The organism is Pseudoalteromonas byunsanensis, assembly GCF_001854475.1.
Taxonomy (GTDB): domain Bacteria; phylum Pseudomonadota; class Gammaproteobacteria; order Enterobacterales; family Alteromonadaceae; genus Pseudoalteromonas; species Pseudoalteromonas byunsanensis.
Genome location: NZ_MNAN01000031.1, coordinates 36,777 through 62,540, shown reverse-complemented (window position 1 = coordinate 62,540; position 25,764 = coordinate 36,777). Strand labels below are relative to the sequence as shown.

At 41.9% G+C, this 25,764-nt stretch carries 20 protein-coding genes; 14 read left to right on the top strand and 6 right to left on the bottom strand.

The window, feature by feature from the left end:
- The first annotated feature begins 7 nt into the window (after window positions 1-7).
- The 4 genes from BIW53_RS10720 to BIW53_RS10705 are packed head-to-tail and all read left to right on the top strand — an operon-like array spanning window position 8 to window position 3,040.
- The gene (locus BIW53_RS10720) at window positions 8-940 is read left to right on the top strand and encodes an NAD(P)-dependent oxidoreductase (RefSeq protein WP_070991873.1); all 933 of its coding nucleotides are present in this window, start codon (window positions 8-10) and stop codon (window positions 938-940) included.
- Entirely contained in the window at window positions 915-1,754 is an 840-nt protein-coding gene (locus BIW53_RS10715; RefSeq protein ID WP_084228127.1) for an amino acid kinase family protein, read from the top strand. The genes BIW53_RS10720 and BIW53_RS10715 overlap by 26 nt, the downstream gene beginning before the upstream one ends.
- 2 nt (window positions 1,755-1,756) lie before the next feature.
- The gene (locus tag BIW53_RS10710; protein WP_070991871.1) at window positions 1,757-2,383 is read left to right on the top strand and encodes a nucleoside/nucleotide kinase family protein; all 627 of its coding nucleotides are present in this window, start codon (window positions 1,757-1,759) and stop codon (window positions 2,381-2,383) included.
- Between the two features lie 9 nt (window positions 2,384-2,392).
- Entirely contained in the window at window positions 2,393-3,040 is a 648-nt protein-coding gene (locus BIW53_RS10705) for a pyridoxine/pyridoxamine 5'-phosphate oxidase (protein ID WP_070991870.1), read from the top strand.
- A gap of 74 nt (window positions 3,041-3,114) precedes the next feature.
- Here BIW53_RS10705 and BIW53_RS10700 read toward each other — a convergent pair whose 3' ends face one another.
- Window positions 3,115-3,915, bottom strand: coding sequence for an alpha/beta hydrolase (locus BIW53_RS10700; protein ID WP_245699394.1), 801 nt, complete (start codon window positions 3,913-3,915; stop codon window positions 3,115-3,117).
- 351 nt (window positions 3,916-4,266) lie between these two features.
- Between BIW53_RS10700 and BIW53_RS10695 the strand changes: the two genes are divergently transcribed.
- From BIW53_RS10695 to BIW53_RS10685, 3 genes are all read left to right on the top strand, one after another.
- The gene (locus BIW53_RS10695; RefSeq protein WP_139158830.1) at window positions 4,267-4,725 is read left to right on the top strand and encodes a hypothetical protein; all 459 of its coding nucleotides are present in this window, start codon (window positions 4,267-4,269) and stop codon (window positions 4,723-4,725) included.
- Between the two features lie 21 nt (window positions 4,726-4,746).
- On the top strand, window positions 4,747-5,112 hold the full coding sequence (locus BIW53_RS10690; RefSeq protein WP_070991868.1) for a DUF7674 family protein: 366 nt from the start codon (window positions 4,747-4,749) through the stop codon (window positions 5,110-5,112).
- 564 nt (window positions 5,113-5,676) lie between these two features.
- A protein-coding gene (locus tag BIW53_RS10685; RefSeq protein ID WP_139158829.1) for an IS3 family transposase occupies window positions 5,677-6,784 on the top strand; the annotation gives its coding sequence in 2 pieces (ribosomal slippage) (window positions 5,677-5,927 and window positions 5,926-6,784; 1,110 coding nt in all).
- 253 nt (window positions 6,785-7,037) lie between these two features.
- Here the strand turns inward: BIW53_RS10685 and BIW53_RS10680 are convergent.
- From BIW53_RS10680 to gorA, 4 genes are all read right to left on the bottom strand, one after another.
- Window positions 7,038-10,358: a hypothetical protein gene (locus tag BIW53_RS10680; RefSeq protein WP_070991866.1), complete on the bottom strand. Its 3,321-nt coding sequence runs from the start codon at window positions 10,356-10,358 to the stop codon at window positions 7,038-7,040.
- Window positions 10,359-10,369: 11 nt separating this feature from the next.
- Complete coding sequence (gapS6a, locus tag BIW53_RS10675; RefSeq protein WP_070991865.1) at window positions 10,370-10,684, bottom strand: GapS6a family protein; 315 nt, start codon at window positions 10,682-10,684, stop codon at window positions 10,370-10,372.
- A 113-nt stretch (window positions 10,685-10,797) separates the two neighbouring features.
- Window positions 10,798-13,326 (bottom strand): hypothetical protein, encoded by a 2,529-nt coding sequence (locus BIW53_RS10670; RefSeq protein WP_139158828.1) that lies wholly within the window; start codon window positions 13,324-13,326, stop codon window positions 10,798-10,800.
- A 516-nt stretch (window positions 13,327-13,842) separates the two neighbouring features.
- Window positions 13,843-15,201, bottom strand: a complete 1,359-nt coding sequence (gene gorA / locus BIW53_RS10665) for a glutathione-disulfide reductase (protein ID WP_070991863.1) — start codon at window positions 15,199-15,201, stop codon at window positions 13,843-13,845.
- 146 nt (window positions 15,202-15,347) lie between these two features.
- Between gorA and prlC the strand changes: the two genes are divergently transcribed.
- From prlC to BIW53_RS10630, 7 genes are all read left to right on the top strand, one after another.
- Window positions 15,348-17,393: an oligopeptidase A gene (prlC, locus tag BIW53_RS10660; RefSeq protein ID WP_070991862.1), complete on the top strand. Its 2,046-nt coding sequence runs from the start codon at window positions 15,348-15,350 to the stop codon at window positions 17,391-17,393.
- Window positions 17,394-17,516: 123 nt separating this feature from the next.
- Complete coding sequence (locus BIW53_RS10655; RefSeq protein ID WP_070991861.1) at window positions 17,517-18,665, top strand: response regulator; 1,149 nt, start codon at window positions 17,517-17,519, stop codon at window positions 18,663-18,665.
- 94 nt (window positions 18,666-18,759) lie between these two features.
- A complete protein-coding gene (locus BIW53_RS10650; protein ID WP_070991860.1) occupies window positions 18,760-19,530 on the top strand; it encodes a class I SAM-dependent methyltransferase in 771 nt (256 codons plus the stop codon).
- Window positions 19,531-19,671: 141 nt separating this feature from the next.
- Window positions 19,672-21,603 (top strand): methyl-accepting chemotaxis protein, encoded by a 1,932-nt coding sequence (locus BIW53_RS10645; RefSeq protein ID WP_070991859.1) that lies wholly within the window; start codon window positions 19,672-19,674, stop codon window positions 21,601-21,603.
- 137 nt (window positions 21,604-21,740) lie between these two features.
- Window positions 21,741-22,346: an alpha-ketoglutarate-dependent dioxygenase AlkB gene (locus BIW53_RS10640; protein ID WP_070991858.1), complete on the top strand. Its 606-nt coding sequence runs from the start codon at window positions 21,741-21,743 to the stop codon at window positions 22,344-22,346.
- 115 nt (window positions 22,347-22,461) lie between these two features.
- Window positions 22,462-24,033 (top strand): eCIS core domain-containing protein, encoded by a 1,572-nt coding sequence (locus BIW53_RS20520; RefSeq protein ID WP_084228126.1) that lies wholly within the window; start codon window positions 22,462-22,464, stop codon window positions 24,031-24,033.
- Between the two features lie 42 nt (window positions 24,034-24,075).
- The gene (locus BIW53_RS10630) at window positions 24,076-24,792 is read left to right on the top strand and encodes a hypothetical protein (RefSeq protein ID WP_070991857.1); all 717 of its coding nucleotides are present in this window, start codon (window positions 24,076-24,078) and stop codon (window positions 24,790-24,792) included.
- A 72-nt stretch (window positions 24,793-24,864) separates the two neighbouring features.
- Here BIW53_RS10630 and BIW53_RS10625 read toward each other — a convergent pair whose 3' ends face one another.
- Entirely contained in the window at window positions 24,865-25,611 is a 747-nt protein-coding gene (locus BIW53_RS10625) for a hypothetical protein (RefSeq protein WP_070991856.1), read from the bottom strand.
- Between the last annotated feature and the right edge of the window lie 153 nt (window positions 25,612-25,764).

The window sequence follows — 25,764 nt, the reverse complement described above, 5'->3', positions numbered from 1 at the left end:
CGTAGTGATGATAAAAAATATATTGATAGTCGATCCCCTACATGACAGTGCCATCGAATATTTATCTGAACGTTATCATGTTCGGGTGGAAATGCACCCTCAGCATGAACATTTTGTAGAGCTAGTAAAAGATACTGATGTCATAGTGTTGAGAAGTGGTGTTCAGTTAAATAAAGCAGTGTTGTCAGCGGCAGAACAACTTAAGTTGATAGTTCGGGCGGGCAATGGGTTGGATAACATCGATCAGGACTTTGCTCGTAGTAAAGGGGTTTCGGTATTAAACATTCCGCATGCCAGTGTGGTGAGTGTGGCTGAGCATACATTCGCATTGATGTTGTCGTTAGCTCGTCACGTGCCGAAGGCATCTGGTTGGTTGAAAGACGGTATATGGGCTAAAGCTCAGCTGTCTGGTTTTGAACTTAATGAAAAAACCTTGGGCATTGTCGGCATGGGCCGCATCGGTTTGCAAGTAGCCAAACGAGCAAAGGCATTCAATATGGACGTTTTGGCTACTGTTGCAAACGATAGTACCGAAAGACGCATTGAATTACATGAGCAAGGGGTTGGTGTGACGTCATTGGATGAGTTACTTACTAAGGCTGATATCATTTGTTTACATGTTCCCTTAACAGCACAGACAGAGCAGTTAATCGATGCACAGAAAATGAGGCTGATGAAGTCGACAGCGGTGTTAATAAATATGGCCCGAGGTGGAGTGGTAGATGAGCATGCTTTATATCAGGCTTTGCAATCTAAACGTATAGCGGGGGCAGCATCGGATGTATTTGCACAAGAAAGAACGCATTCACCTTTATTTGAATTAGATAACTTTATTGGTACCCCCCATATCGGCGCGATGACCGAAGACGTTCAGCGCCATATTGGCAATCAGGTTATAGAGTTTATTGAAACTTATGAGGCCGATGGTGACCAGCGCTGATTTATTAATTGTAAAAGTGGGTGGTAGTCTTTTTTCTGACAAAATGACTGACAGACAACTGGATGAACAAGCCCTGCAAACATATGCGCAATTGATGGCCTCTTTGTATCGCAATGCACCGGGTCACGTGATTATGATAAGCGGTGGCGGCTCTTATGGACACCATGCTGTGCGCTGTATAGATGAAAGTGATGAGCTGTCGCTACTATCTTTAGGCATGATTAACTTTGAGCTTAAGTGCGTGTGGCATGAACAATTAAAACGCTGTGGGATTAAGTCTTACCCTTTGCATTTAGCTTCTATGACATCCTGTGTGAATAGAGAAAACTTTGACTCATCCGCAAAGTTTGTCAATAAGTTGTTGTATGCAAAGTACTTGCCCCTAGTTACAGGAGATGCATTGCTTAATGAACAAGGGGTGTTAGAAGTTGTGGGCAGCGATTATGTGGCTGGCGCCTTTAAAGACCTTGAGTTTAACAAAATAAGAATCGTGATCATGACCGATGTACCGGGTGTGCTGCAAAAGAGTGCTACTGGTCAATTTGAAACGATTAAAGAAATAGACCAGTTTAATGACCCAGCTCAGTGGCTATGGGAGACACCAGAAGGGGACACATCAGGTGCTATGCAAGGCAAAATTGCAGCCTTACTTAAGCAAGCCAAATGGGGCGCTGAGTGCTTTATCGTAGAAGGACAAGCATGTTTGAAAAACCCCCGATGGTTATTTGAAGAACACTCCGATTGGCCTGAAGAGTTTAAGAGCACACAAATTATTTGGCGAGAGAATAACGCAAAAGACACAGAAGGATATTAAAGATGTTGATTTCAATAGTTGGCTCTGATGGTGCAGGCAAGTCGACACTGACCAAAGCTCTATTTGAACACTTCCAAAGTATGAACCGAGATGTCCAGTTGGTTGACCGTTGGGATATTTTGAACGAACAACTAGTGCCCAGTTGTAGTTTTATTGACAGGGATTTAAAAACCTTGCGTACGCGTGTTGCACAAATGCCCTTGAATGCTCGGTTTCGCTTTTTGACTTGGGCGATGTCAATTAGCCTTGATGAAGCGATACAACGCAATAATAAAGAGACTATCCTGATCTTCGATAGCTATTGGTTCAAACATGCTGCAGTGGAAATGGTGTACGGTTTAGATACTGAGTTCGTAATGGGGTTGGTTAACTCATTGCCTAAGCCAGATTTAGTTATTCACTTAGACGCAGAGCCAACGGTGACATTAGAAAGAATTAGAGAAAACTTGGTGCCCTATGAGTGTGGTATGGATGAGCATTGTTCCGATCAGAGCTTTTTAGCGCATCAGCACAAAGTGCAGGACATTTTGGCGACTTGGTCAAAGGCGTACAATTGGCATAAGCTCGATGCTCAAATGCCAACCTCAGAGCAGGTAAAAACAATAGTGACTTTAACTGATACAAATTAAGGATTTGATATGAGAGATACGCTGCGAGCACTACCCGTTTTAACGAATGCCGACAAAGTACCGTTTAACCCAGACGATACGCCAGATTCACCATTCACCCTATTTGTTGACTGGCTAAAAACAGCCATCGATGCAGGTGAACCTGAGCCTCATGTTATGACTGTGTCGACGGTTGCTGAGGATATGAGCGCAGATTGTAGAGCCCTCATCCTAAAAGATGTGGATGAAAAAGGGTGGTACTTTGCGGTCAGCTCAAAGAGTCCAAAGGGCAAACACATTGAAAAAAATCCCAACATCGCGCTGACTTTTTATTGGCAGGGGTTTGCTCGTCAAGTCAGAATTAAGGGACGCGCAGTGGCAATGCCTGACAAGATTAACGAAATTGATTTCTTATCTCGTACTGAGCAGGCGCGTGCGCTCGCCTCATTAGGGATGCAAAGTGAGCCGCTTAGCAATGAACAGGAGTTGATTGATAAGTGGCAAAGCCAATTGGAAAGTATCAAGCAACAACCTGATTTTGTATCACAATATTGGACTGTGTATTGTGTGCGGGCCAATAGCGTTGAGTTCTGGCAAGGTCAGTCAAGCAGACGACATACTCGCCTTCGCTATGTTTTAGAGGATGGAGGGTTTAAAAAAGAGAAACTTTGGCCCTAAATAGTGTGAGTGTGATTACATCAAAACGCCTTGATATTTGTAAGTAATCACACTAGGTACGATATTTATCTCGTTTATAGCTTTAGCGTACTTTGGTAACCATGCAGTGCTTTCAAAGCGCGGTACAAGCCTGCGACCATAGTGAAGTCATGATCTTCGCTATCAAAGGTATCTAATTGTAGGGCTAAATCGGTTGAGCGATTTCTTAAAATAGTTTGTGACAAGTCGTCATAAACTTGTCTCATCTCACCGCCTTCACTACCTATGTTCATGTACAAAAAGGTGCCTACATCATCGTCAGAAAGTACATATTGCTTTGTTGCTTTTGCGGTTTCTCTAGCGGCCCACCAAACGGCAGGGCTAAACGCCATATGCGCCTGAAAAAGGTTGGGGCGTGTGTGAAAAGTGTGTATAACAAATAGCCCCGCGATGGAGTGCCCAGCAATGACATTGTGATGATTGGTACGATATTGTTTGTTGACTGTGGTCATCAGCTCTTTTTGCATAAAGTCCAAAAGTTTATCAGCACCACCGCCTGCGCCAACAGGGCCTCTTGGGTCTTGGTTAATGGTCGGCGCAAAATCTCTGAGTCTATCCGTACTGCTAACTCCCACGATAATATGCTCATGAGCACCTTTAGACGCATGTAATCTATCTAAAGCCCCATAAACCAGTTCACCATTTAAATCGCCATCTAACAGATACAAAACTGGATAACGTTTGCTTTTATTGGAGTTATAAGAGGCTGGTAGCGCAATGGTTATTTTTGGCATCTCAGTCATAAAACGAGATTGAGGTACTTCAAGGTTGGCAAAGTTTGTGGCGCTGACATTAGCGGATAATAAAACCAACACAGCGAAAAGCAGCTTGTTCAAAATATAGAGTCCTTTTTATATGGTATGAATTGATGTTTATTTTCATTTGTATCACTTTAAGCAACGCTGTAGCAATTTGTTTTAACTGGGTTTTGTGATCAGTGTGAAGTGTTAGGGGGATTGTTAGAGTTAATAATTAACAATGTCGAATGCCGTTGCTTCGCGCATTATCCAACCTACAGGGCCATGTGGGGTTACACACTCAGGTTCTTTAAAGTACTGCTGTAGGTCGGCATAAGCGACGCGCCATCCGACGTTTTAACCTTAAGCTCTCTGGTTATCCCTTGGGTAATTATTTATAGTTACCAAAAAATAGTAGGCCAGTATAAGAAAATAATGTCTGCAGTTAGAGTGTATAAACCGAGTTTGGCGAGAAGAATAAAGTTTTGCATCGCAATTGTTATTGTTTGCGCTTTATCATTATCTTTGTTTTTTCTTCAGCCAAAAGGTGAGCAAGTTGAAGCTAAAGTCATGATTGCAAATGCTTTGTCTATTGTATTGTTTTATATTTTAATTTGGGGGATTTTTGACCTATTTAGACTCGCCAAAGGGAGATTAGAGGTCGATGAAAAGGCCATAAAATATGGTGCAAGTGACAGCCCCAATTCTATCCTTTGGGAGCAGGTAATAAGCGCAACCTATTATAATAATTTGCACATTTTAGAAGTTCGAGATATAAAAACCAATGCTCTTGAGCTTAAAATAATAAAACTTTATGAGTATCAGGTTGATGGTGAAGCGTTTTTAGAGACGCTGCGTCTTAATTCTGAAATTTATAAATTCCAATTAAATATAGATAGCTGTCAGTGAAATACGTGTTAAAGGGAACTAATGGCTAAAGCAGACGTAACAAGGTTTATTGAGGAAATAAAAACGCGCTTTCCTGAAGTTAGTCCTTTGATGAAAAAGCACGAATCATGGGCGTTCACATCTCTCATGGAAGAGTTTGCAAATTTAACAACCACCAAGCTCAATACCGGTAACCTAGAAGATGCCCAGCGTTATCTTTTATACATGAGTGAAAAACTCAAAGTAGCCACCCCCACTGAACATGAATACATTGATGTGTACTATGTTGAGCACCTATTTTGGCAAGGAACTCAGCAAGGAATAGCAAACGGTTGGCCGTTATTACCAGAAAACCTGAAGGCACTATATTTAGATTTCCATGGTAAACCGCCCAACGCGAAGAGTTAATACCTTAGTAGCACGCTGAGTCGTTCCCGAGATTTTCTTCTATTTAACGGTTTTGCAAACGTCGGATGGCGTGGCTTCGCCACTTATCCGACCTACCAACGCGGTAGGTCGGCATAAGCGAAGCGCCATCCGACGTGTAAACCGTTTTATGTTGTGGGTACTGATTTGGGGATTTTTGCGTAATAAAGCTTTGAGCGTTAAGCGGATTTTGGTATCGCTTTTTAGACGTTGGCACATGTGCATCTATTAGCAGCCCATTAATCACAGCCTACAAATCAGGCTAAGGCATAATTCCGGCTGTACGTTGACTTGTATGTGCGTTGTTGGTAATTGGCGTCGGATGGCGTGGCTTCGCCACTTATCCAACCTACCAGTTTACGGTTAACTGAGCATAAAAAACGCGAGGGGAGGTGATCCACTCGCGTTTAGAATTTATTGTTAAATTTCTTTAATAATTAGTTTGTTATCGCATTGTACATATTTACTCTGTACATCTGTCCACTTCCCTTAACATGAGACATGTTTAATTAGAGTTTTCTGTAATACCACAAACAGGAGACAACAATGAAAAAGTCACGTTTTACAGAATCTCAGATCATAGCTGTGCTCAAAGAAACCGATGCGGGTATGAAGGTTGAAGAAGTGTGCCGCAAGCATGGGATCAGCAGTGCTACGTATTACAACTGGAAAGCTAAATATGGCGGTATGGAAGCGTCAGATGTTAAGCGCCTGAAAGAGCTTGAAGAAGAGAATGCCAAGCTTAAAAAAATGTATGCAGATGTCAGCCTAGAAAACCATGCGATTAAGGAGTTATCGCAAAAAAGGGTTGGTGACAGCGCAGAAGCGAAGTTGCGCCAGCATACTGGTTCAAGCGGGTATAAGTATTCTAAAAGCGTGCAAGTTTGTCGGTATTGATCGCGCTACCTACTACCGCCCAGAGCGAGACTGGCGAAAGGCTGACGCAGCTGTCATTGATGCCATCAATGCAGAATTAAAAAAGTCTCCCAGAGCAGGGTTCTGGAAATGCTATGGCCGTCTTCGTTTTAAAGGTTATCCGTTTAACCATAAGCGCGTATATCGGGTGTATTGCCAAATGGGTTTGAACTTAAAGCGCAGAGTGAAACGCGTGTTGCCTAAAAGAGTTGCGCAGCCATTGGAAGTTGTCGCTCAAGCTAATCATCAGTGGGCCTTAGATTTTATGCATGATTCTTTATACTGCGAAAAACGATTTAGAACGCTCAATATTGTTGATGAAGGCACTCGGGAGTGTTTGGCTATTGAAGTAGATACTTCGCTGCCAGCGGAACGGGTTGTTAGAACACTTGAACAACTCAAAGCAGAGCGCGGTTTACCGAAACAAATTCGAGTAGATAACGGGCCTGAATTAATCTCAGCGCATTTAACCGATTGGTGTGAAGCACATAACATCGAATTAGTTTATATCCAGCCAGGGAAGCCACAGCAAAACGGGTTTGTTGAGCGGTTTAATGGCTCATTTAGGCGAGAATTTCTAGATGCTTACTTATTTGAAACACTCAATCAAGTCAAAGAAATGGTGTGGTTCTGGCGGTTGGATTACAACGAAGAACGAACACATGAAAGTCTTGGTGATCTGCCACCCGCAGCTTACCGAGCAAAGTTGGAAAACTCTAGTTTACAGGTGTTTCACTAACGGGGGAGTGGACAATCTGCCGCCCTCAGCTTACCGAGCAAAATTAGAAAACTCTAGTTTACAGGTGTCTCACTAACGGGGGACTGGACACATCCAAATCTGGAAATACTCTGGAAAGCAATGCCTCATCTAGTCTAGAAGACTTTTTCAGAAAAAGTGAAAAAACGCAAAGAAATTTGGGATTTTTTGAGGTCTGGAAAAAGGTTTTCCAGACAAAGAAGTTGTATTTTTCTGGGCTAATGAGCTTTCAGCTCTAATGGTCAGGCTCATTGAAATAATAGGCTAACTTCTGATTTATATAACTGATATCTAAGAAGTTACATGCTGAAAAGTCAATGAATTGGTGAAAAAGAAATTGCATATAATTGTCATTTTGCGGTGATAGGCTTAGAGTCTTTGTAATCAGGTCTACCATCAAATCTTCAGTGAAGGCCTCTGGAGCTTTACTGGAGCATGCGCAACTTAATGCTGTATATATCAGTGTTGAGCCAATATTAATATCAATTATATTTTTGGAAAAGTACTTAAACTTTGCTCCAGCAGAAATGACGAATGCCAAAAACCTTAAGAATATTTCCATATCATCTAAACAAGGCTTCCAAGAACGTATTATTTTGGATATGAGTTGCAGTGCATCAGGGTTATTTGTTAACGCTAACCTCATAAGCGTTTGATACTTGACTGGCACCGTGAGATTTATCGAAAATAGTAAATTTAAATTAAGCTGCTGCTCCTTTAAGGTCAGTTGCTCTGAAAGATTTAAATAATATGCTTGGGCGTTGTGGCATTGTAGGTTTGTGTCTTTTAACAGCATAACGAAGTTATGGTCAAAGGACAGATAATCGTAACCATAGGAAGAGCTGGCACATAGACTGGAAAAGGTAGATCTATCCAAGTACTGTTCAAGTTTTACAATACTTAAAGGAGTGTCTTTGAGTTTTGATTGAATGATCGATGAAATACTAAGTATAAATTCTATTCCTGATATTAATCTCTGATTTAAGAAGTGCGTCTCGTCAGCAATAATAAGATCTCTATTGCTGCCTAAGCTCACTCTCATATGTTCTTTTTGTGAACGCTCTAGCCACGCTTCAAGTAGAAACAGGGTCTCTTCAGTAATGTAGTAACTTTTTTCTTTAAAAAGTTGCGTCTTATGGAGACTTGTAATAGAGATAAATATTGAACTATATAGATCAAGTACTAAATGATTTGAGTCATTGTCTGTTGAGGGGATTAGGTTTTTTACACAGTTGTGATCGAGCATCGTCTGTATAACTCCATCAACAAGCGCCGCTGAGTTTGACCAGAAACCTTTTATTTGTATCGGCAAGTCTGGGTGGGCTTGTAGTATACTCGGTTCTTCGCTGGGTTCTAATTTAGATATGATAGCCTTCATGGATTCAATGAAATCTTCCTCTTTTTCAGATGGCAGCTCTATTAATTGAAAGGCATCTGAACCATCATTTTGAACAGTTCTCAGCTTAGGAGCTATTCTCCATGCTGCACCTAGAAATGGAGGTACGATTTCTTGAATAATGAGATCTTCAATACCATGTTCGACATTATCTCCCACTTTGCTAAGCAGGAGCTTTTGGGCCAATGGAGAGTTTGAATCTATTATATTGCTGTGTTTTCCGTTGTATCCGTCAACTACGAGTTTTATGTGGAGTTTTCCATGAGCTGATTTTAAAACATAACACTCACATATATTATTCACTTTATGAGAAAAGTTATAGTCAATATTAGCAATCGTGCCTTCAAGAGCAAAGTTTGTAATTGGAACACTCATAGCATCAGGTGCATCTACAAACCACCTTAAAATTATAGGCTCTACGTAATTAAACAAACCACACCGCATAAATGAAAATAAAATATACCATGAAGCATCGCATGGGTTTTGAAAGAGCTCTGTTGGAATTTCATTTGTTAAGTCAATAATCTTTTGTTTTTCCCCTGCTCGTTCATAAGCAGATATTAAGCTACGCCATACAGACATATTATCTCTGTACTTTTTTGCCATTAGCTTAATAGTGTCAACTTCTTCAGAAATACTGCCGTCTACTTGATGTATGTTTACTGTGATGGCCCAGCAATTGAATGTCCAGCAGGATTGTGGAATAGACTCTAGAATATCTGTTAACTTTTTGTATTGTTTTATCTGTAACAGGAACTCTAAATAAAATTCATATAATGGCGAAAGCCATGTACCTTTTTCTACATGGAGCTCTATTAGTTGAAGTGCTAGTTCGATAAGTTTAACTTTCTCTAGACCTTGGATAATATGCAGTAAGGTTGGGGGGTGGATCTTTTTATTTTGCTCTTCACTAGCCTTAATTAACCTTTTTGCTAAAAAGGCTATATTTTTTCTATTATTATATTCATCACTTGCTAGTATGTAGAGGTCTAATTTATAAACATCCTTTGTGAAATCATCTTTAAAATCAATATCAAGACCTAAACCTAGTAGCTCTTTTAGCTCATCTTTACTCAGAATATTATGAATGTTAAAATATTGAGCTACGTTGATTTTTAATTCTTTTCGTATTCGTTTTATTAGTGAAGCTTTTAGTTCTGCATCTTTATTAGCATTAAGTGCCTCTGAAAAATCTTTATCGTTAAATACGTTAGGGTCTTTATGCTTAGAGAATAAAAGTTGCGCTTGTACGTCACTGTGAAGCTTATTCAAGACTTTCTCATTAGATAGACATAAATTTATTAAATGTTTATTTTCAAAACCAGTGTTTAATAAACAGGCGCTGATCGCATTTGCAACTGAGTTATCAACGTCTTGAGCTTGGATAAGCTCTATTGATTGCAAAATAACATCATCAACATGCGCCTTATCTTCAATGCTGATAGTCCAATAATGTTTTCTGCTGAAAATGTCATTTAGCCTTATAGCTTTACATAAAAAGAATTGTTTTCTAACGTGAGGTAAATGTATTTGATTTTTTATCAAGTCTAATACTTGATTTGCATGGTTGACAAAGTTAAGTCTAAGGTATCCATACGAGATAGAAATTCGAGAGCTTGTTGTTAAATCAAGTTTATTATTCTCGTAGTAATGGCTAAGTTCATTGTAGTCAGCAAGAAATTTGAAGTAAAAGTTGTTTGTTAGGGTTCCAGGAGTTGAAACGCTTTTGTATCGTTCTCGAGCTGCGTCAGCGAACCCATTACTAATGTCATTTTTTATTAGAGCAGCAACAACAATATCTAAAACAAAACCTGTAGTACAAGATTGCTTATTTTGGATGAGGCATTCAATTATGCGTGAATCGATATGTTCCTGTGCAGAGAGGGCTTTTAAAGCTAACAATGCAGTAGTAGCTTCGTGATCTAATGCATTAGTCAACTCTAGAGTTGAAATTATCAAGTCTGCTTCTTTTTGCTTCCCTTGAAAGATCATAGTAATAGCTTCAGACACGGGCTTTTGGATATTGTGCGGAGCGAGTTCAATTACGTGTTTTGATATTTGATGTAACTCCAAGTTTTCAATTTTGCTTTCTGTGATGTTAACTTTGTTGGCGCCATTACCTAGGTGCAGTTGAGTAGCAGTAAAACTCTGATTATCCACTTGATAAAACCTTAGAACTTTATATTTGCTTCATTGTTGCCTGTTCCAGAGTGATGTTGGTTTAAAGTGACACTTTGGTTAGCTTGTGTTCTAGACATAATGTCTAGCAGTTCAGGCTGTGTGTTGAAGTATTTTTCAATCCTTTTCTCTGACCAATCTTCATCTATCTGCCCATTTTTTATGGAGGCTGCGATCTGGTCTAATTCGGTATCTGAAAGTAACCATTTTTGCAGAGCCCCTTTCAAGGACATATTAGTTATTTCCGCTCCTTTTAAAATCAGGCTATATGTTGCAGATGCTAATAAAGAGGTAGTGAAACCATCCATTCGTATATCCTTTTTTAATTGGCTATTGAATAAAAATTATGATTCATAGTTACAAATATTGACAGGTTTTTCTAGAAAATTACTCATTTCATTATTTCTATGATGCGCTTTATTTAATGGTTTTGCTTATATGATAAGATAGCGCCTTCTTCTAACCACTCTAGCTCAAAGTATATTTCTGCATTAACTTGTACTTTATCCTCATTTTTATCCTCATTTTTATCCTCAAGAGAAATGAACAGAGGCGAGCTGGTGTTAGAGCAGAGGTTTTTGGTGATTGATAGCTTGGTTTTAGTGCAATCGACTAGTACCTGGGTACGATCAAAACAAAGGGCTAGCACATTTCTATAGCTTGAGCTTTTCCAGTACATTAAGCCTGAGCGCTTAAACCCGAGTTTCTGCAAGGTTTTTAAAGGGGCGAAATATAATGCGTGGTCTTGTTCTTGAAGTTCAAATGCGCGCTGTTCAGCGGTATCAATACATTTATTATAAAGTTGGTCGAAGAAGCTTTGCTCTATTTGTCTATTCATACTAGAAACATAAAAATGATCGTCTTTGTCCGTAATGAGTTCAGATCTTGGGACTTTATATTTCAATGCTTTACACCTATTTCTTTCAACGGCATTGACATACCTAACGTCCATAATCTTTTCTAATTCAAACGTTGTAGCCCAGCTATGTTCCAGAAAATCTTGTGTGGATTGCCAATTTGCATCGTTTATTTTTTGCGTTTTAGTTAGCCTCGCTTTTCGAACATTTAAAGCTTCTATAGAGTTTCTGAGGTTTTCGCATACCTCGGTGGTAGCCTTATCCCACAGCCTTACGTTGCTAATGTACTCTTCCTGCTCTAATAGTGATTCGATGATACTGATTTGAATTGGAATATCGTCAAAACTACCAGAGTTATACATAAGACTAGGCTTCTCATCTTGCTCAGCGAAAAAGTACAGTTGAAACAAAAATGCTCTGAAGGCATAAACCTTTATTGCATGTCTACCATAAAACGGCCAATGGCTTTCAATGTGTTGATATTCATGGAAAATAAGGTCAGCTAATTCAGTTGCACTATGGACCAGAAGCGTTTCACCTAAGTGGAGCGCATTGGCCTCTTTTGGTTGCTTCCAATACAGACAATCGTAAAATTCGTTCCACCTTTCATAATACGCTAGTCTGGCCGAAATATTCCAACCCATCCTTTTAACTAATTTCAAATGAATGTGTTCTAAAATTTCATCGAGCCTAATTACCGATAAAGCGCTTTCTAGAGATTGCTTATTGAGTGGTTTTGATGTGAGGCTATTTTTATATTGTTTGAATGCTTCGCCATTTGACAAAGAGTCAATCTTTTCAACTAACTCATTGATGCTTTCTGCACAGAACGTTATGTTATTGAAGTCTTGCCAATAATTTAATAACCACTTATTTCCTTCGTCTGTTGGGTAGTAGGCGTAATACTGTTGCTCTTGTCCATGACTCACGGCGCGAGAGATGTTCTTTACAAATTTAATAGCAGTGTTTGGTTTAGAACTTACAATGATGTCAAATATGTCTATCGCTAATTTATGAAGTTTATATATACCTTCAACACATTTTTTTAGATCTATATTGTCTGGTGAATAAAACATATTACTAAACCATTCGCACTCTAATATTAGGTCAATACCTTCACTGGTTTGGTAATTTTGCCATCGAGCTAGCTCATAAATATCTTGTGCCCAATTTATTTTTGAGCTGTTTTCTGAAAAATGTCCATCTGGTGTAATTAAATCTCGTCTAGGGTGATAAATGATTCTACGTAATACAGCTGAAATTAAACGTTGAGTGTGAAAAGACATTGGTATGTCTTCGTTTTTTCTTGCATGTTTTATTAATCTGGAAAGCGTATGCCAGTAAGTTTTTATAACAAATAAATCTGTTTCAGACAGCTCAATTTTGTGTTTTAGTTCGTAGCCGTAACCGAAGTAGCAAGAGTAAATAGTGGCATCAAATTGGTTTAAGAGTGCTTCAAACTCAAGGTTCCAGCTTCGTTTTTCAATGTTATATATCAGTAATTCTAACCCAGCATTAATGCTGTCTATATCAGCTGAAGCTTGTTTTTGAATCGGCGCTTCTGTTATGAGGCTTTCGAGGTATTTGGTTAACCAAGGGAAACGTCGGTTTAAATGCGCTAACTGAGATTTGAGCAACTTTACAAAAAGATTAGTCTTAGATTTTTGCTTAACGTCTAACTGTAAGTAGCTTTGAATTTGAAGACTCGACTTGACAGTGATTTTTTTAAAAAGTCGCCAATAGAAATAAAACGTAAAGCAAATGAGTACGGTGAAGAGCGCCGGTAAGCTGAATTTTAGAATATCTAGATGCGTGCTGCTGATTGATAAAAAGGAGTACTTGCTAGATGCGAAAGTTAAGTAATATAAGCTTAAAGCCATGTATAGAAAAGATAGACTCAATATGGATTTTGGATTTACATATTTCCCTCTAGTCAATCGAGTGGATAGTAAAGCATTATCGTGTTTATCCGAATATTGGGCTGAAAACTGAATTGAAAGTGGGATACCAATAGCTACAAAGCCTGCAATTATTGTATAGGTATGGCCAATGATAGAATGAAATTCAGATACAAACTGTACTAGGTACGACAAGCTAAAGCCTTACTCAAAATATTCCTTTGACTATTTATGTTATCAAATTCGAAGTTATTGCATCTAGGTTTATTTCTTCATCAATTGTAGCTCACATTCTAAATCATTTATTTTTTTAGAAACTGATGATTCGATAGTGCTAATGCGTTGTGAGTAGCTGCCATTAGCAACATCTGTTCTTTAAGGCTAGTTACTTCATCGCGGTATTTTTCTTTTAACCGTTTTTCATTGGCAAGCTTCTCACGTAGCTTAGTGACATCAGAGTTTTGCTGTGCTTGTTTTTTTGTGATGGCTTTTGACTTGAGTTGCTTTATTTTCTCGATTACGTCTTTGTAGTAGTAAGCAGATCCATTACCGAGATTAGCTTCTGTTGGGCTATTTTACAAATGTTGGATGGCGTGGCTTCGCCACTTATCCAAGCTACCAGTTCACGGTTAACTGAGCATAAAAAACGCGAGGGGTGGTGATCCACTCGCGTTTAGAATTTTCTATTAAATTTCTTTAATAATTAGTTTGTTATCGCATGGTAACAAACTCTTCAGAGCCCGTTGGATGTATGGCGACCACTGAGTCAAAGTCTGCTTTTGTAGCGCCCATTTTCATGGCGACGCCAAAGCCTTGGATCATTTCATCGACCGCAAAGCCGATGCCGTGTAGGCCGACGACGGTTTCTTCTTCACCTGCACATACCAGCTTCATTTTGCATGGCTGACGGTGTTGCGTTACTGCGGTGTACATGGCGGCGAAGGTTGAGGTGTACACTTTTACGTTGTCTTCACCGTATTTTTCAATCGCTTGTGGTTCTGTTAAGCCGATGGTGCCAATAGGTGGGTGGCTAAATACCACGGTCGGGACTAGGTTGTAGTCCATCTTGGCATCGGGTAGTTCTGGGTTGAATAGGCGCTCTGCCAGCATACGCCCAGCTTTGACGGCAACAGGGGTCAGTTCAATACCGCCTTCCATAATATCGCCCAGTGCATAAATGCCTTTGACTGAGGTGTTTTGATATTCATCCACCTTAATAAAGCCGCGTTCGTTGGTTTGTACGTCGGTTGCCTGCAGGTTGATAAGATCGGTGACAGGCTCACGGCCGATAGCCCAAATCACTTGATCAAAGGTGTGTGATTGGCCGTTTTCAAGCTGTAATGTAACTGAGCCATCAGCTTCTTTGGTTAGTGCTTTTGGTGTGGCGTGGGTGTGTAGCGTTGGGCCTTCTTTTTCCATCACTTCGCTGAGGGTTTCAACAATGATAGGGTCAAAGCTACGCAGTGGGGCGTGTTTGCGTACAAATAAATGGGTTTCTGTGCCTAAGCTGTTTAATACCCCAGCCAGTTCAACGGCGATGTAACCTGCGCCAATGACGGCTACGCGGCGAGGTTGTTGGTTAAGCTCAAAGAAACCATTTGAATCTATGCCATGCTCGGCGCCGGGAATATCTGGAATCGAAGGGCGGCCGCCTACGGCAATGCTGATATGATCGGCCGTATAATGTTCACCGTTCACCTCAACGGTATGATTATCAACAAATTTAGCAAAGCCGTTGATCACGGTAACGCCGTTTTTGGCAAGGTAGCCTTCATACCCTTTATGGATGCGGCCGATATATTCTTCGCGGCTTTTTACCAATTGCGCCCAATCAAAGTTTTTTAGCTCAACATCAAAACCATAATCAGGTGCATACAGCTTAATGGCTTCGGCGATTTGTGCACCGTGCCACATAACCTTTTTAGGTACGCAGCCTACGTTCACACAGGTGCCACCCATATGTTTTGCTTCAATGAGTGCCACTTTAGCGCCGCGCATTGCTGCACGGTTAGCTGATGCAATACCACCACTACCGCCACCAATGGCAATATAATCAAAATGTTGAGCCATAGCTTACCCTTAATTCCTAAAAAATTGTTCTACGCTTAGAGTATCAAGACCTCGAAACGCCAGAAAAAATAACAGTCTAACTTGTAATTGCGGCATTTGCCCCAATTTCAACCCAATAACGCTTAAATAACGATAGAGAAAAGATTATGAGCAACCCATTGATTGGGCTAGAAGGCCTGCCACCATTTTCGAAGATAAAACCTCAGCACATAGTTCCCGCTCTAAAAGAGGCCATTGCACACTGTCGTGAAACGATTGATAACGTTCTAAAAAATGAGTCATTTACCTGGCAAAATTTAGTGCAGCCACTGGAAGTGTCGGATGACAGACTGTCTCGCGTGTGGTCGCCGGTGTCACATCTGCACTCGGTGGTAAATAGTGAAGAGTTGCGCCAAGCCTACGATGAGTGTTTGCCATTAATTTCTGAGTATTCAACTTATGTTGGGCAACATCAGGGGTTGTATCAAGCGTACAAATCGCTAAAAGAGTCAGCTGAGTTTGCGCAGTTAACTGTGGCGCAGCAAACCACGATAGACAACCAACTACGTGATTTCGAGTTGTCGGGTATTGGCTTAAGTGAAGATAAGCAAAAGCGATTTGGAGAAATTAGAGCCAGATTGTCTGAGTTATCCGCTAAGTTTGGCAATAACGTTATGGATGCCACTCAGGCTTGGCATAAACATATTACAGACGAGGCGCAGTTAAGCGGCTTACCTGAGTCCGCATTGGCGTTGGCTCAGCACACCGCTGAAGCTAAAGGTCTTGAGGGCTGGGTATTTACACTAGATATTCCTTCTTATTTACCCGTCATGACGTATGCCGATAACCGTGAACTACGAGAAGAGGCTTATCGCGCGTTTGTTACTCGTGCGTCAGACCAAGGACCCAATGCCAATGAGTTTGATAACTCAGAGATCATGGCAGAAGAGTTGGCGCTGCGTCATGAGCTTGCACAACTGTTAGGTTTTGAAAGTTACGCCCATGAATCACTGGCGACCAAAATGGCCGAATCACCAGAGCAAGTGTTTGCCTTTTTAAATGACTTGGCTGACAAATCAAGACCACAGGCGCAGGCAGAGTTGGCTGAACTGGTTGAGTTTGCAAAACAGCAACACGGAATTGAGCAGCTTCAAGCGTGGGATTACGGCTATTACGGTGAAAAGCTTAAACAGGCCAAGTACGCGATTTCAGACGAACTATTACGTCCGTACTTCCCAGCCAACAAGGTACTAAGTGGTTTGTTTACCACCGTAAATCGTTTGTTTGGGATCACGGTTACTGAGGTGAAAGAGTTTGATACCTATCACCCAGATGTACGATTCTTTGCGATTCATGACAAAGACGGTGAGCTTAGAGGCCATTTCTACCTCGATTTATATGCCCGCGAGCACAAACGCGGTGGGGCATGGATGGGGGATTGTATTTGTCGTATGCGCCATGTTGATGGCAAGGTGCAAACTCCAGTGGCCTTTTTAGTGTGTAACTTTAACAAAGCGGTCGGTGATAAACCTGCGCTGTTCACCCACAATGAAGTCACCACCTTATTCCATGAGTTTGGTCACGGAATTCACCATATGTTGACACAGGTTGATGCCACAGCGGTGTCTGGTATCAATGGAGTTGCGTGGGATGCGGTTGAATTACCAAGTCAGTTTTTAGAGAATTGGTGCTTTGAAGAAGAAGCCCTGAACTTTATCTCTGGTCACTATGAAACGGACGAACCGCTACCTAAAGCGCTATTAGACAAGCTATTGGCTGCGAAGAATTATCAATCGGCGATGCAGATGTTGCGTCAAATCGAGTTCAGTTTGTTTGATTTTCATATTCATGCCGATTATAAAGCGGACCAAGAGTTTCAAATTCAGGCGATTTTGAATGCCGTAAGAGAAAAGACTGCGGTTATAAAAGCGCCAGAATTTAACCGTTTTCAACACAGCTTTAGTCACATTTTTGCGGGGGGCTATAGTGCGGGTTATTACTCGTATAAATGGGCTGAAGTACTTTCGGCGGATGCGTTTTCTAAATTTGAAGAAGACGGTATTTTCAATGCTCAGACCGGTCGCTCGTTTATGGAAAACATCTTAGAAAAGGGTGGTTCTGAAGCGCCCATGGTGCTTTTCACGCGCTTTAGAGGTAGAGAGCCGCAAGTAGATGCTTTGTTAAGACACAGTGGTATTAACAGCGCCGCTTAAGCTAACAGCTGAACAGTAACTCACTAAATAAGGCACCTTCGGGTGCCTTTGTTTTTTTGTCGTTCGCAAAATTGCTATCTAGGTCTATGCTTTTTAAAGAATAGAGCTAATTAGGGTAGCAAAATGAGCAAACTAGTATTAGCGATTGACGATGATAAGTTAGCGCATTGCATCATTGAAGACGCGCTCGCTTCATCTTGTCAGTTACTACATGCTAAAAATGGTGAAGAAGGAATTCGCCTAGCGCAAAAATACCAACCGGATATTATCTTGTTAGATGTTGAAATGCCCGGTATGAATGGCTTTGAAACCTGTGAAAAGCTTAAGCAATGTGAACAAACCGCAGACACCCCAGTGATGTTTTTATCGTCCAAGGGAGATATATCTGAGCGTATGCGTGGTTACAATTCCGGTGCCGCAGACTACATCGTCAAGCCCTTTGCATCCCCTGAGTTATTGGCTAGGATCCAAGTGCTTGATACCTATCGCCAACAATCACAACAACTTAAACAAGATATACAGCGTGCACAAGTCACCGCTGAAATAGCCATGACGGACTCCGGTGATATGGGGCGGATCATGCGGTATGTTGGACAGTCATATCATGCCCATGACTTAACCTCGCTCAGTGAGTATTTTTTTGAGTTTTTTATACCGCTCAAACTCGATGTGGCGGTGGTATTTTGGTATCACGGCAGTGAAGTTTTCTTTTCTCACAATGGAACGATGCAGCCCATTGAGCAAGAATTGTTAGAAAAGCATCGAGACAGTGACCGTTTTGTTGATTTTGGCTGTCGTACCATTATTAATTACCCCAAAGTGTCATTGTTGGTAAAAAACATGCCCATTGAAGATGCTGCAATGTATGGCCGTTATAAAGATCTATTGCCGCATATCCTAGAGGCAACCAATGCCAAAATAAAAGATATGGAGATAAGCGAAGACGCGTTGAACAAGGTAGAGCGAATCGGGCTGATGTTTGAGGAGTTGAGTGAGCAACTATATGGCATGGATGAGCTTCACAGCCTAAAAGTTGCCGAATTTTTTGAGCTGGCAAAGAAAATAAAAGCGCAACTGCCAAGCGAACAGGCTGACACGCTAGAGAAAATGCACGAGCATTTTGCGTTTTTGGATGATGAACTGACAGTGATCAAATCTAAGCTCAATGAAGTGGGTCAAGTGCGCTATCAGTTGATCGAAAGCCTTAATAAAATTGCCAAACCTTGGGGCGAAGAAGACGTGGCATCTCAGGTAGACATTGAGCTGTTCTAGGTTAATCGACTTTTATCTTTAACTACGCAATTTAGCGGTGTCGTGGTAATTAGGCTTTAGGTATACTTAGTACTTCTGAACACAGGAGTTTGTAGTGCTTATTCATACCCCATTCGTTGAAAACCGCCCTTATTTAACTGACCTAGAACAGCGCTTTGCGTTAGAACAATGGGCAGAGCGGGCTAACAGCTTAGGCCAAGGCAATTTTAAACTGCTGTATGATGAACAAGGTTTGCAATTGCTCAAAGCGGATGAGCCTAAACTTGGGGCTGTGTTAGTTGATTTTGTGACAGGCGCAGCGGCGCATCGTCGCAAGTTCGGTGGCGGTAAAGGGCAGGCGATTGCTAAAGCCGTAGGTTTAAACAAAGGTGCCACACCACATGTACTCGATGCAACCGCTGGTTTGGGGCGCGATGCGTTCGTATTGGCTGCCTTAGGTTGTAAAGTAACCCTGCATGAACGTCACCCTGTGGTGGCTGCGCTGTTGTATGATGGTTTGCAGCGCGCTTATCAAGACATAGAAATAGGCAGTTGGATGCAGCAAAATATGCAAATGGAATTTGGCTCAAGTCATGATTTACTTGCAAGCACGCAGTTACAACCCGATGTTGTTTATCTTGACCCGATGTTTCCGCACCGTGAAAAGTCTGCATTGGTGAAAAAAGAGATGAGAGTTTTTCAAGATCTCGTCGGTGCCGACGATGATGCCGACAATTTATTAGAATTTGCCTACCAATTAGCGACTAAAAGAGTGGTTGTTAAACGCCCTGATTATGCACCTTTCTTAAATGATAAAACCCCTAGTATGCAAATAAAAACTAAGAAAAACAGATTTGATGTTTATGTAAAAGCAGCAATGAAATAGCCGTATAGATGTCTGTTGTTGATAAAATATACGCTAAAAGTATGGTTTTTATATTGGTTGTTTAATTTTTGGGTAATTTACATCAAATTGTCATAAAAGGGTAATACTGTACACGCGCTTAAATATTGAAGGGTTGTGGTTATGCGTGTTTCGTCGTTTACTCGGTTATTGGCAATTTTGTTGGCATCAGCCAGTGTGTTTTTAGCTGCCGTATTAGTGTGGGCTTCTCAAGTGCTCAGTTCACTCGATAGCCAAAACATGGCATATACCCAACTCAAAAATACCATTTTGATAGATTTAGAAGGAAGCATTGAAGATTATCTGGGCTCAGGTGATGGCCAATATCTAAATCACGCTTCTGAGTTAATAGAGAGGATCAAACAACAGCAACTCGGCGCACTGCCTGATACCCTCAATGAGCGGATGGAAAATCAATTAGCGCAGCTTGATAAAGACATTAACGGTAAGTATCGCGCGTTAGGTAAGTTATCAGGTAATGAAATGGCGCTGCTTGATAATGCCTTACGACAAATGGCAGGCTCAGCATCATCACTTATCAATTACACCCTCAAAGCTTCAGAGCATCCGTTGGCTCCTCAGTATCACGCCTTGGCATCAGATTACTATTCACAGGTGAGCAACCTGAGTATTTATACCTATCAATTGGTGATGAGTTTTGATTTAGCCACCGAGAAGAATCTGCAACAGAGTGTATATCGACTGCAACAATTATCCGATGAGATCGCTCGATTAGACAATCTAGGGGTGATGTCTGAGGTTGATGAAGACGAGCTATTTTTAGGTGCAGAGCCGGAGGATTTAGCAGAAGAAATCAAAGCAGAGCTAAACAGTTGGCCAAATCGCTTTGAAAGAGATTTGCGAGCGACTCTCACACAAGCCAAAAAGCGCCAATCGGGTATACGTGGTCTGCGTGATGATATGAAAAAAGTTTCTAATGTGATGCTTGGCGCAGAGCAGCAGCTTAAACAGCAGCAAGATATTTTATCGCAGCGTGTGTTGCTCATTTTCGGTATTGCCATTGGCTTGCTGGTGGTGTTGGCGTTGGGAGTCTATTTGGTACAACGGAATCAAGTATTACAACCACTGCGTTATCTTCGTGATGGCTTCGCTGATTTAATCGAAAGTAATGAATTAAAGACCATTAAAAGTAAGAGTAAGAATACTGAGCTGGGGGAAATTGCGACCTACTTCAACCAGTTGATAGAACGTCAACGTGGTGAGGCGCAAGAGCGCGAAGAGATGCTCAGTGTGATTAATGAGTTTATGCAGCAAATGAGTGAGCATTTAGCAAAAATAAGCGCTCAGTCAGATACCACTTACACGCGAGTTGAACAAACGCAGAGCATGCTAGATCAAGTCAAAACATTGGGTAGCGAAGCCAGCGACATCAACTCTCAGGTATCAGACAATGCCAACCAAACCTTCAATGCAATGAGGCAAAGTGTTAATTTTGCAGATGCAATGCTCAATGCCAGTTCTAAAAACCAGCAGCGAGTAGAAGAAGGGTTGGCGAGTTTGAACGAGTTACTCAACGGTGTAGCAGATGTTGGTAAAGTGATTGAGATTATTCGTAATATTGCCGATCAAACCAACCTACTGGCGCTGAATGCCGCGATTGAATCGGCACGTGCAGGTGAACATGGTCGAGGTTTTGCGGTGGTGGCCGATGAGGTACGTAAACTGGCTCAGCAAACTCAAGACTCCCTAACTGATATCAATTCACAACTGGATATACTAGGCGATAACTCAAGCAGAGTGTCAACGCAGATCTCGGCACTGGCCGAAGACGCTGAGTTACAAACCCATCACGCACAAGAGTTGAAGAAAAATTCAGAAGGCGTAGCGCAAAGTGCACAAACAGCTAATCAGGTGGCCACACACGCCATGGAAATTGCTCAGCAGCAAAGTGGCTTATTGGATAATTTCAGTGATGAAATGGATCAAATGAAGGCCCAAGTGAACAGTTCAAGTCAGCAGGTGTGTGACATTCAAGCGCGTTTACAAGAACAAATGCAGCAGATCAGACAAAGTTTGGGGCTTGCTGCACACTAACTAATTAAACTAAATCAAAGCCACAGATACCGACATGATAAGTGGCAAAAACACGAAGCAAAATAAGGATGTACTTTGCTTTGTGTATCGCTTAGCGCTAGATTAACGATTAATGGATATACATTAAGGAATCAGTCGTGAAACTAGCGCTCAGTTGTGACGCCCACTATTACTCGCAATTTATGTCTCGCCAGCAGTCTCAAGCCATATTTGATTGGATTGCATCGAGCTTCGATCTAAGCGATCCAGAAAAAGTCACCTTGCCTCACGGTGAAGAAGTCAGTATCTGGCCATGGAAAATGATATTTATTGAGCCACAGCTTGCCGACACTGACGCGTTTCCTCAGTGCCATGGTCGACGTGTTCCCTGGCCACCTCTATTGGCACAATTACAGCAGCAAATTGCCCAGTGTACGGGTGTTGAGTTTAGTGTTGGGGTGTGTCTGTACTACCCCGATGGAGAAGAGTACATGGGGTTTCATACCGACTTACCCGCCTTTGGTCCAACTGATGTAATAGCCTCTATAAGCTTGGGAGCTGAACGCGAGTTTTTAATTCGCGAGCAAAATAACCCTGATATACAACATAACTTGACACTCGAAGATGGCTCGTTGTTGGTTATGGGCAAAGGCTTTCAAGAGCAGTATGAACATGCAGTCGCTAAAGGAACAAAACAGACTGGGCCGAGATTTAATATCTCTTTTAGAAAGTTTAAGTGGGCAGAATCAATAACAAACACCTAGAATTGATAACTTGCTGTAAGCGGGTGTAATGAAATTATTGGCTTGATTGTTTTTTAAACGCTTACAAAGGTGCAGAATATAAAATCAAGTGTAGAAAATACCAAAAGGGATTGGCATGTACTCACATCAGCAGCAGGCGAAGAGTCGACAGGTTCATACTGCTCAACAGCGCTCTAAATCAAGCAAAGCAGTGCTTGAAGACAATCGTGTGCATCCCTCTACAGCGACGCAGCTCCAAGCGCATTCGGCGCAAACATCACATAATGACGCAGAAGTAACTAACCATAATACGGGCCTACCTCATCAGCTTAAATCGGGTATTGAGCAGTTATCAGGTTATGCTATGGACGATGTAAAAGTACATTTCAACTCGCCTAAGCCTGCTCAGTTAAATGCTCATGCGTATGCTCAGGGCAGCGATATTCATGTGGCATCAGGACAAGAAAGGCATCTACCGCATGAGGCGTGGCACGTTGTACAACAAAAACAAGGGCGTGTTAGCGCGACCATACAAGCCAAGGTGAATATTAATGATGATATTGGATTGGAGCGTGAAGCTGATGTGATGGGAGCGAAAGCTGCGTCTGTGGGTCACTCGCTCACTCAGCACATGCCCATACAGGCAAAAGCAAGTGCTAACCATTGGCGTGCAGATGTGGCTCAGTTGGCACTGCTTACCGTAAATCCGCAAAATGGGCCTGGCAAACTGGAAGCTGAAAAATTTAATGGACCAGACTTGTATATGTGGAACCCAACCCAACGTGCTGGCGAGGAACCTTCAGATCTAGTGGGGCCGACTAACTTATTTTCTGGCTGGGGTGGCGCTGAACTCAATGCGGCCAATTTTCACCGAGCTCATGGCTACGGTAAACAGTTTGGCGGTGCGGGTGGCCCCGATAACGTTGCTTGGTGGTCAGATGTAAATGAAGACGAATGGACACCTGAAGAGGATAAGATCAGAGGCGATAACAATGCGGGCCATGCCGCAAATTGGCAACCGGGAGAAGGTGAGAAGGGGGATTATCTTGTTACCCGTACTTTATTGCCTAATCAGGCCATCAGAGACAAGTTCAAGGACCGATTGGTGGCCGCCTGCCAATGGGGACTAAGTGCGGATCGCAATCCTTTCAAATTGTTGTTGCCTACTCTTGCCAGTGATGAGCAAAGAGCAGAAGCTGAAACTGCTAGGCAGGCTGCGTTGGCGCAGGTCGACAACGCAATAAAACGACTGCTGGATAACATCAACATTGATGCCGCTGCAAGTTTGATAATCAAAGACATGAATATTTCGTACACCATTACAAATGCTGGCGTAAACCCAGGAGCGGCGCGTAAGAATATCAATAAAAAAGTAGACAGCTCGCTGACGCTTGGTGACTTTGGTTTAGTCAATGATAACCAGAAAATATGGAATGCTTTGGCGGCCTATTCGGGGGTATTTGCCAGAGCTAAACAAGATCTTACCAATCTGCTAGGTAAAAGTTTAGCCGCTCCCCAATTAACGCCTGTGATATTGGATGGCCTGAAACAGGAGGCTATCAACGAACTCAAAAAAGGCAAAGATCCCAGCTATGCACCACCAGATAAAGATATTGCTCCTCTACGAGGACAAAAAATAGCGAACTGGCGAAAAGCACACCCTGCGATTAAGTTAGGCCCAGTAAAAGATGGATGGGCAAAAGTATAAATTCCATTTTTTGTTAAGCGCATCAGTAAGCAGAGGCATCATATGAATGAATCAGTCACCATGGTCAAGCCTAAGAAATTGACTACACAACGCGCGGTGAGTCAAGCCAAGCAAGCAGCGGTACTTGAAGACAATCGCTGCTCCTTTATTCCTGCGCAATTGCAAGCGCAGGGGAGGGGTAACCCCATTCAGCTCGGTAAAAAGGAAAGAGGGAAAAAAATGTCACTGAGTGAATTGAATGCGTTATTCTCTTCTGAACCCTCAGGGGCTTCGGCTTCTGGAGCCTCAGGAAATTCAGCGCCAGCACCATCGTTTGCGCAAGTGGCTTTGGCCCCAAAACCGAAAGCACCCGCTGCGAGTGCTGCTCCCCAGCAAGCTAAGGTCGAAAAAAATGATGCTACAGCGACCAACCCGCTGGTAGTAGCCCTAATTGGCTCAATGCATGGATATGCTGTAGAAGGTATTCAGTACAATCGGTCGGGGCCGGATACAGTCTATTATGATGTTAGTATTCTTGGCCCCAAAGAGAGCGTAGAAGGCGCGCTTAATCTTCAACAAAACCGCTATATACTGTCTTTACATTGCCACCCGCGACCCGATACTCAAAACTGGCTTCACCTTAAAGTTAAAGATGGCGGGAGTGCCGGAAATGTTATTGCGCCGGATAACGCTATACTGAGTGGCTATCGCCACGAGCTTAATGCCGGGATAGCAAATTGGGAACAAGAAACAAACAAAAAGGCGACCAAGAGTTTTTAGTGCGTCATATGAATGGGAGAGCGCGAGGGGAGCGCATAGGTGAGCGCGCTACCCTGTTGATGTAATAGAACGTTAGAAGTTATCTACGCTAAGCTTTCGACGTTGCTGCTGTTCACTGATATGCCAAACTTCCACCGCGCGAGTGGTTCCACCTGTGCTTTTACAAATTATTTCATTAACCAATACGCTGCTTCGAGCATCGTATTTGGCCGCTCCTTGAGCACTCAATACGTCACTATAAAAACCCATGTTATGGCGTTGATTGAGTAAGTTAGGGGTTTGTCCAACGAGCGTGTTGGCATGGCAAAATCCATCTGGTTCACCATTGTCGATATTCAGCAATGCCTGATAGTTAACATCTTGAAAGTATCCAGGTCCAAAGCCGCTGGAGTCAGTCCAATTTGCAACTTTAAGCTGACTGTTAAAGCTTACCTGTGGCGCTGGGGCTAGCTTATGTCGTAATGTTTGGCTTTTTCCTTGCTCGTCAGTACATTGTGCTTCAACATATTTGACGCGAGTTTCATAACCCTTGGCAATGGTGCCCGATAAGGTTTTATTGTTAACGCTCAAGGTAGTAATAAGTTCATCATTGAGTTGGTCATAGACCGCTGCAAATTGGCAGGGGGTAGGATTGGTCATATGTGGGGTATATATTCTTAAATTGTAAGCCGAACTTGAATGCGTGACCATGGCGTCAATGGGGGCGTTTTGGTAATACGTAACGCGGCCTGCGCCGCCATCAGTATCATAGATAACTTGGTCTGCATGTGCCCCCACACTTATCAAACCTACTGTGAGTAATAGAGCTGTTTTATTCATTACTTTTTCCTTGTTAAAGAATAGTTTGAGCTTGATGCTCGACAGCCACCTTAGAGTCTAAAAGGTGTTTTTTAAAGTGAATTTTTCTATATCAGGGTCAGAGGGAATGTGAACATATGAGCAAAAAATAAAAAAATCGGCCACAACTTACAT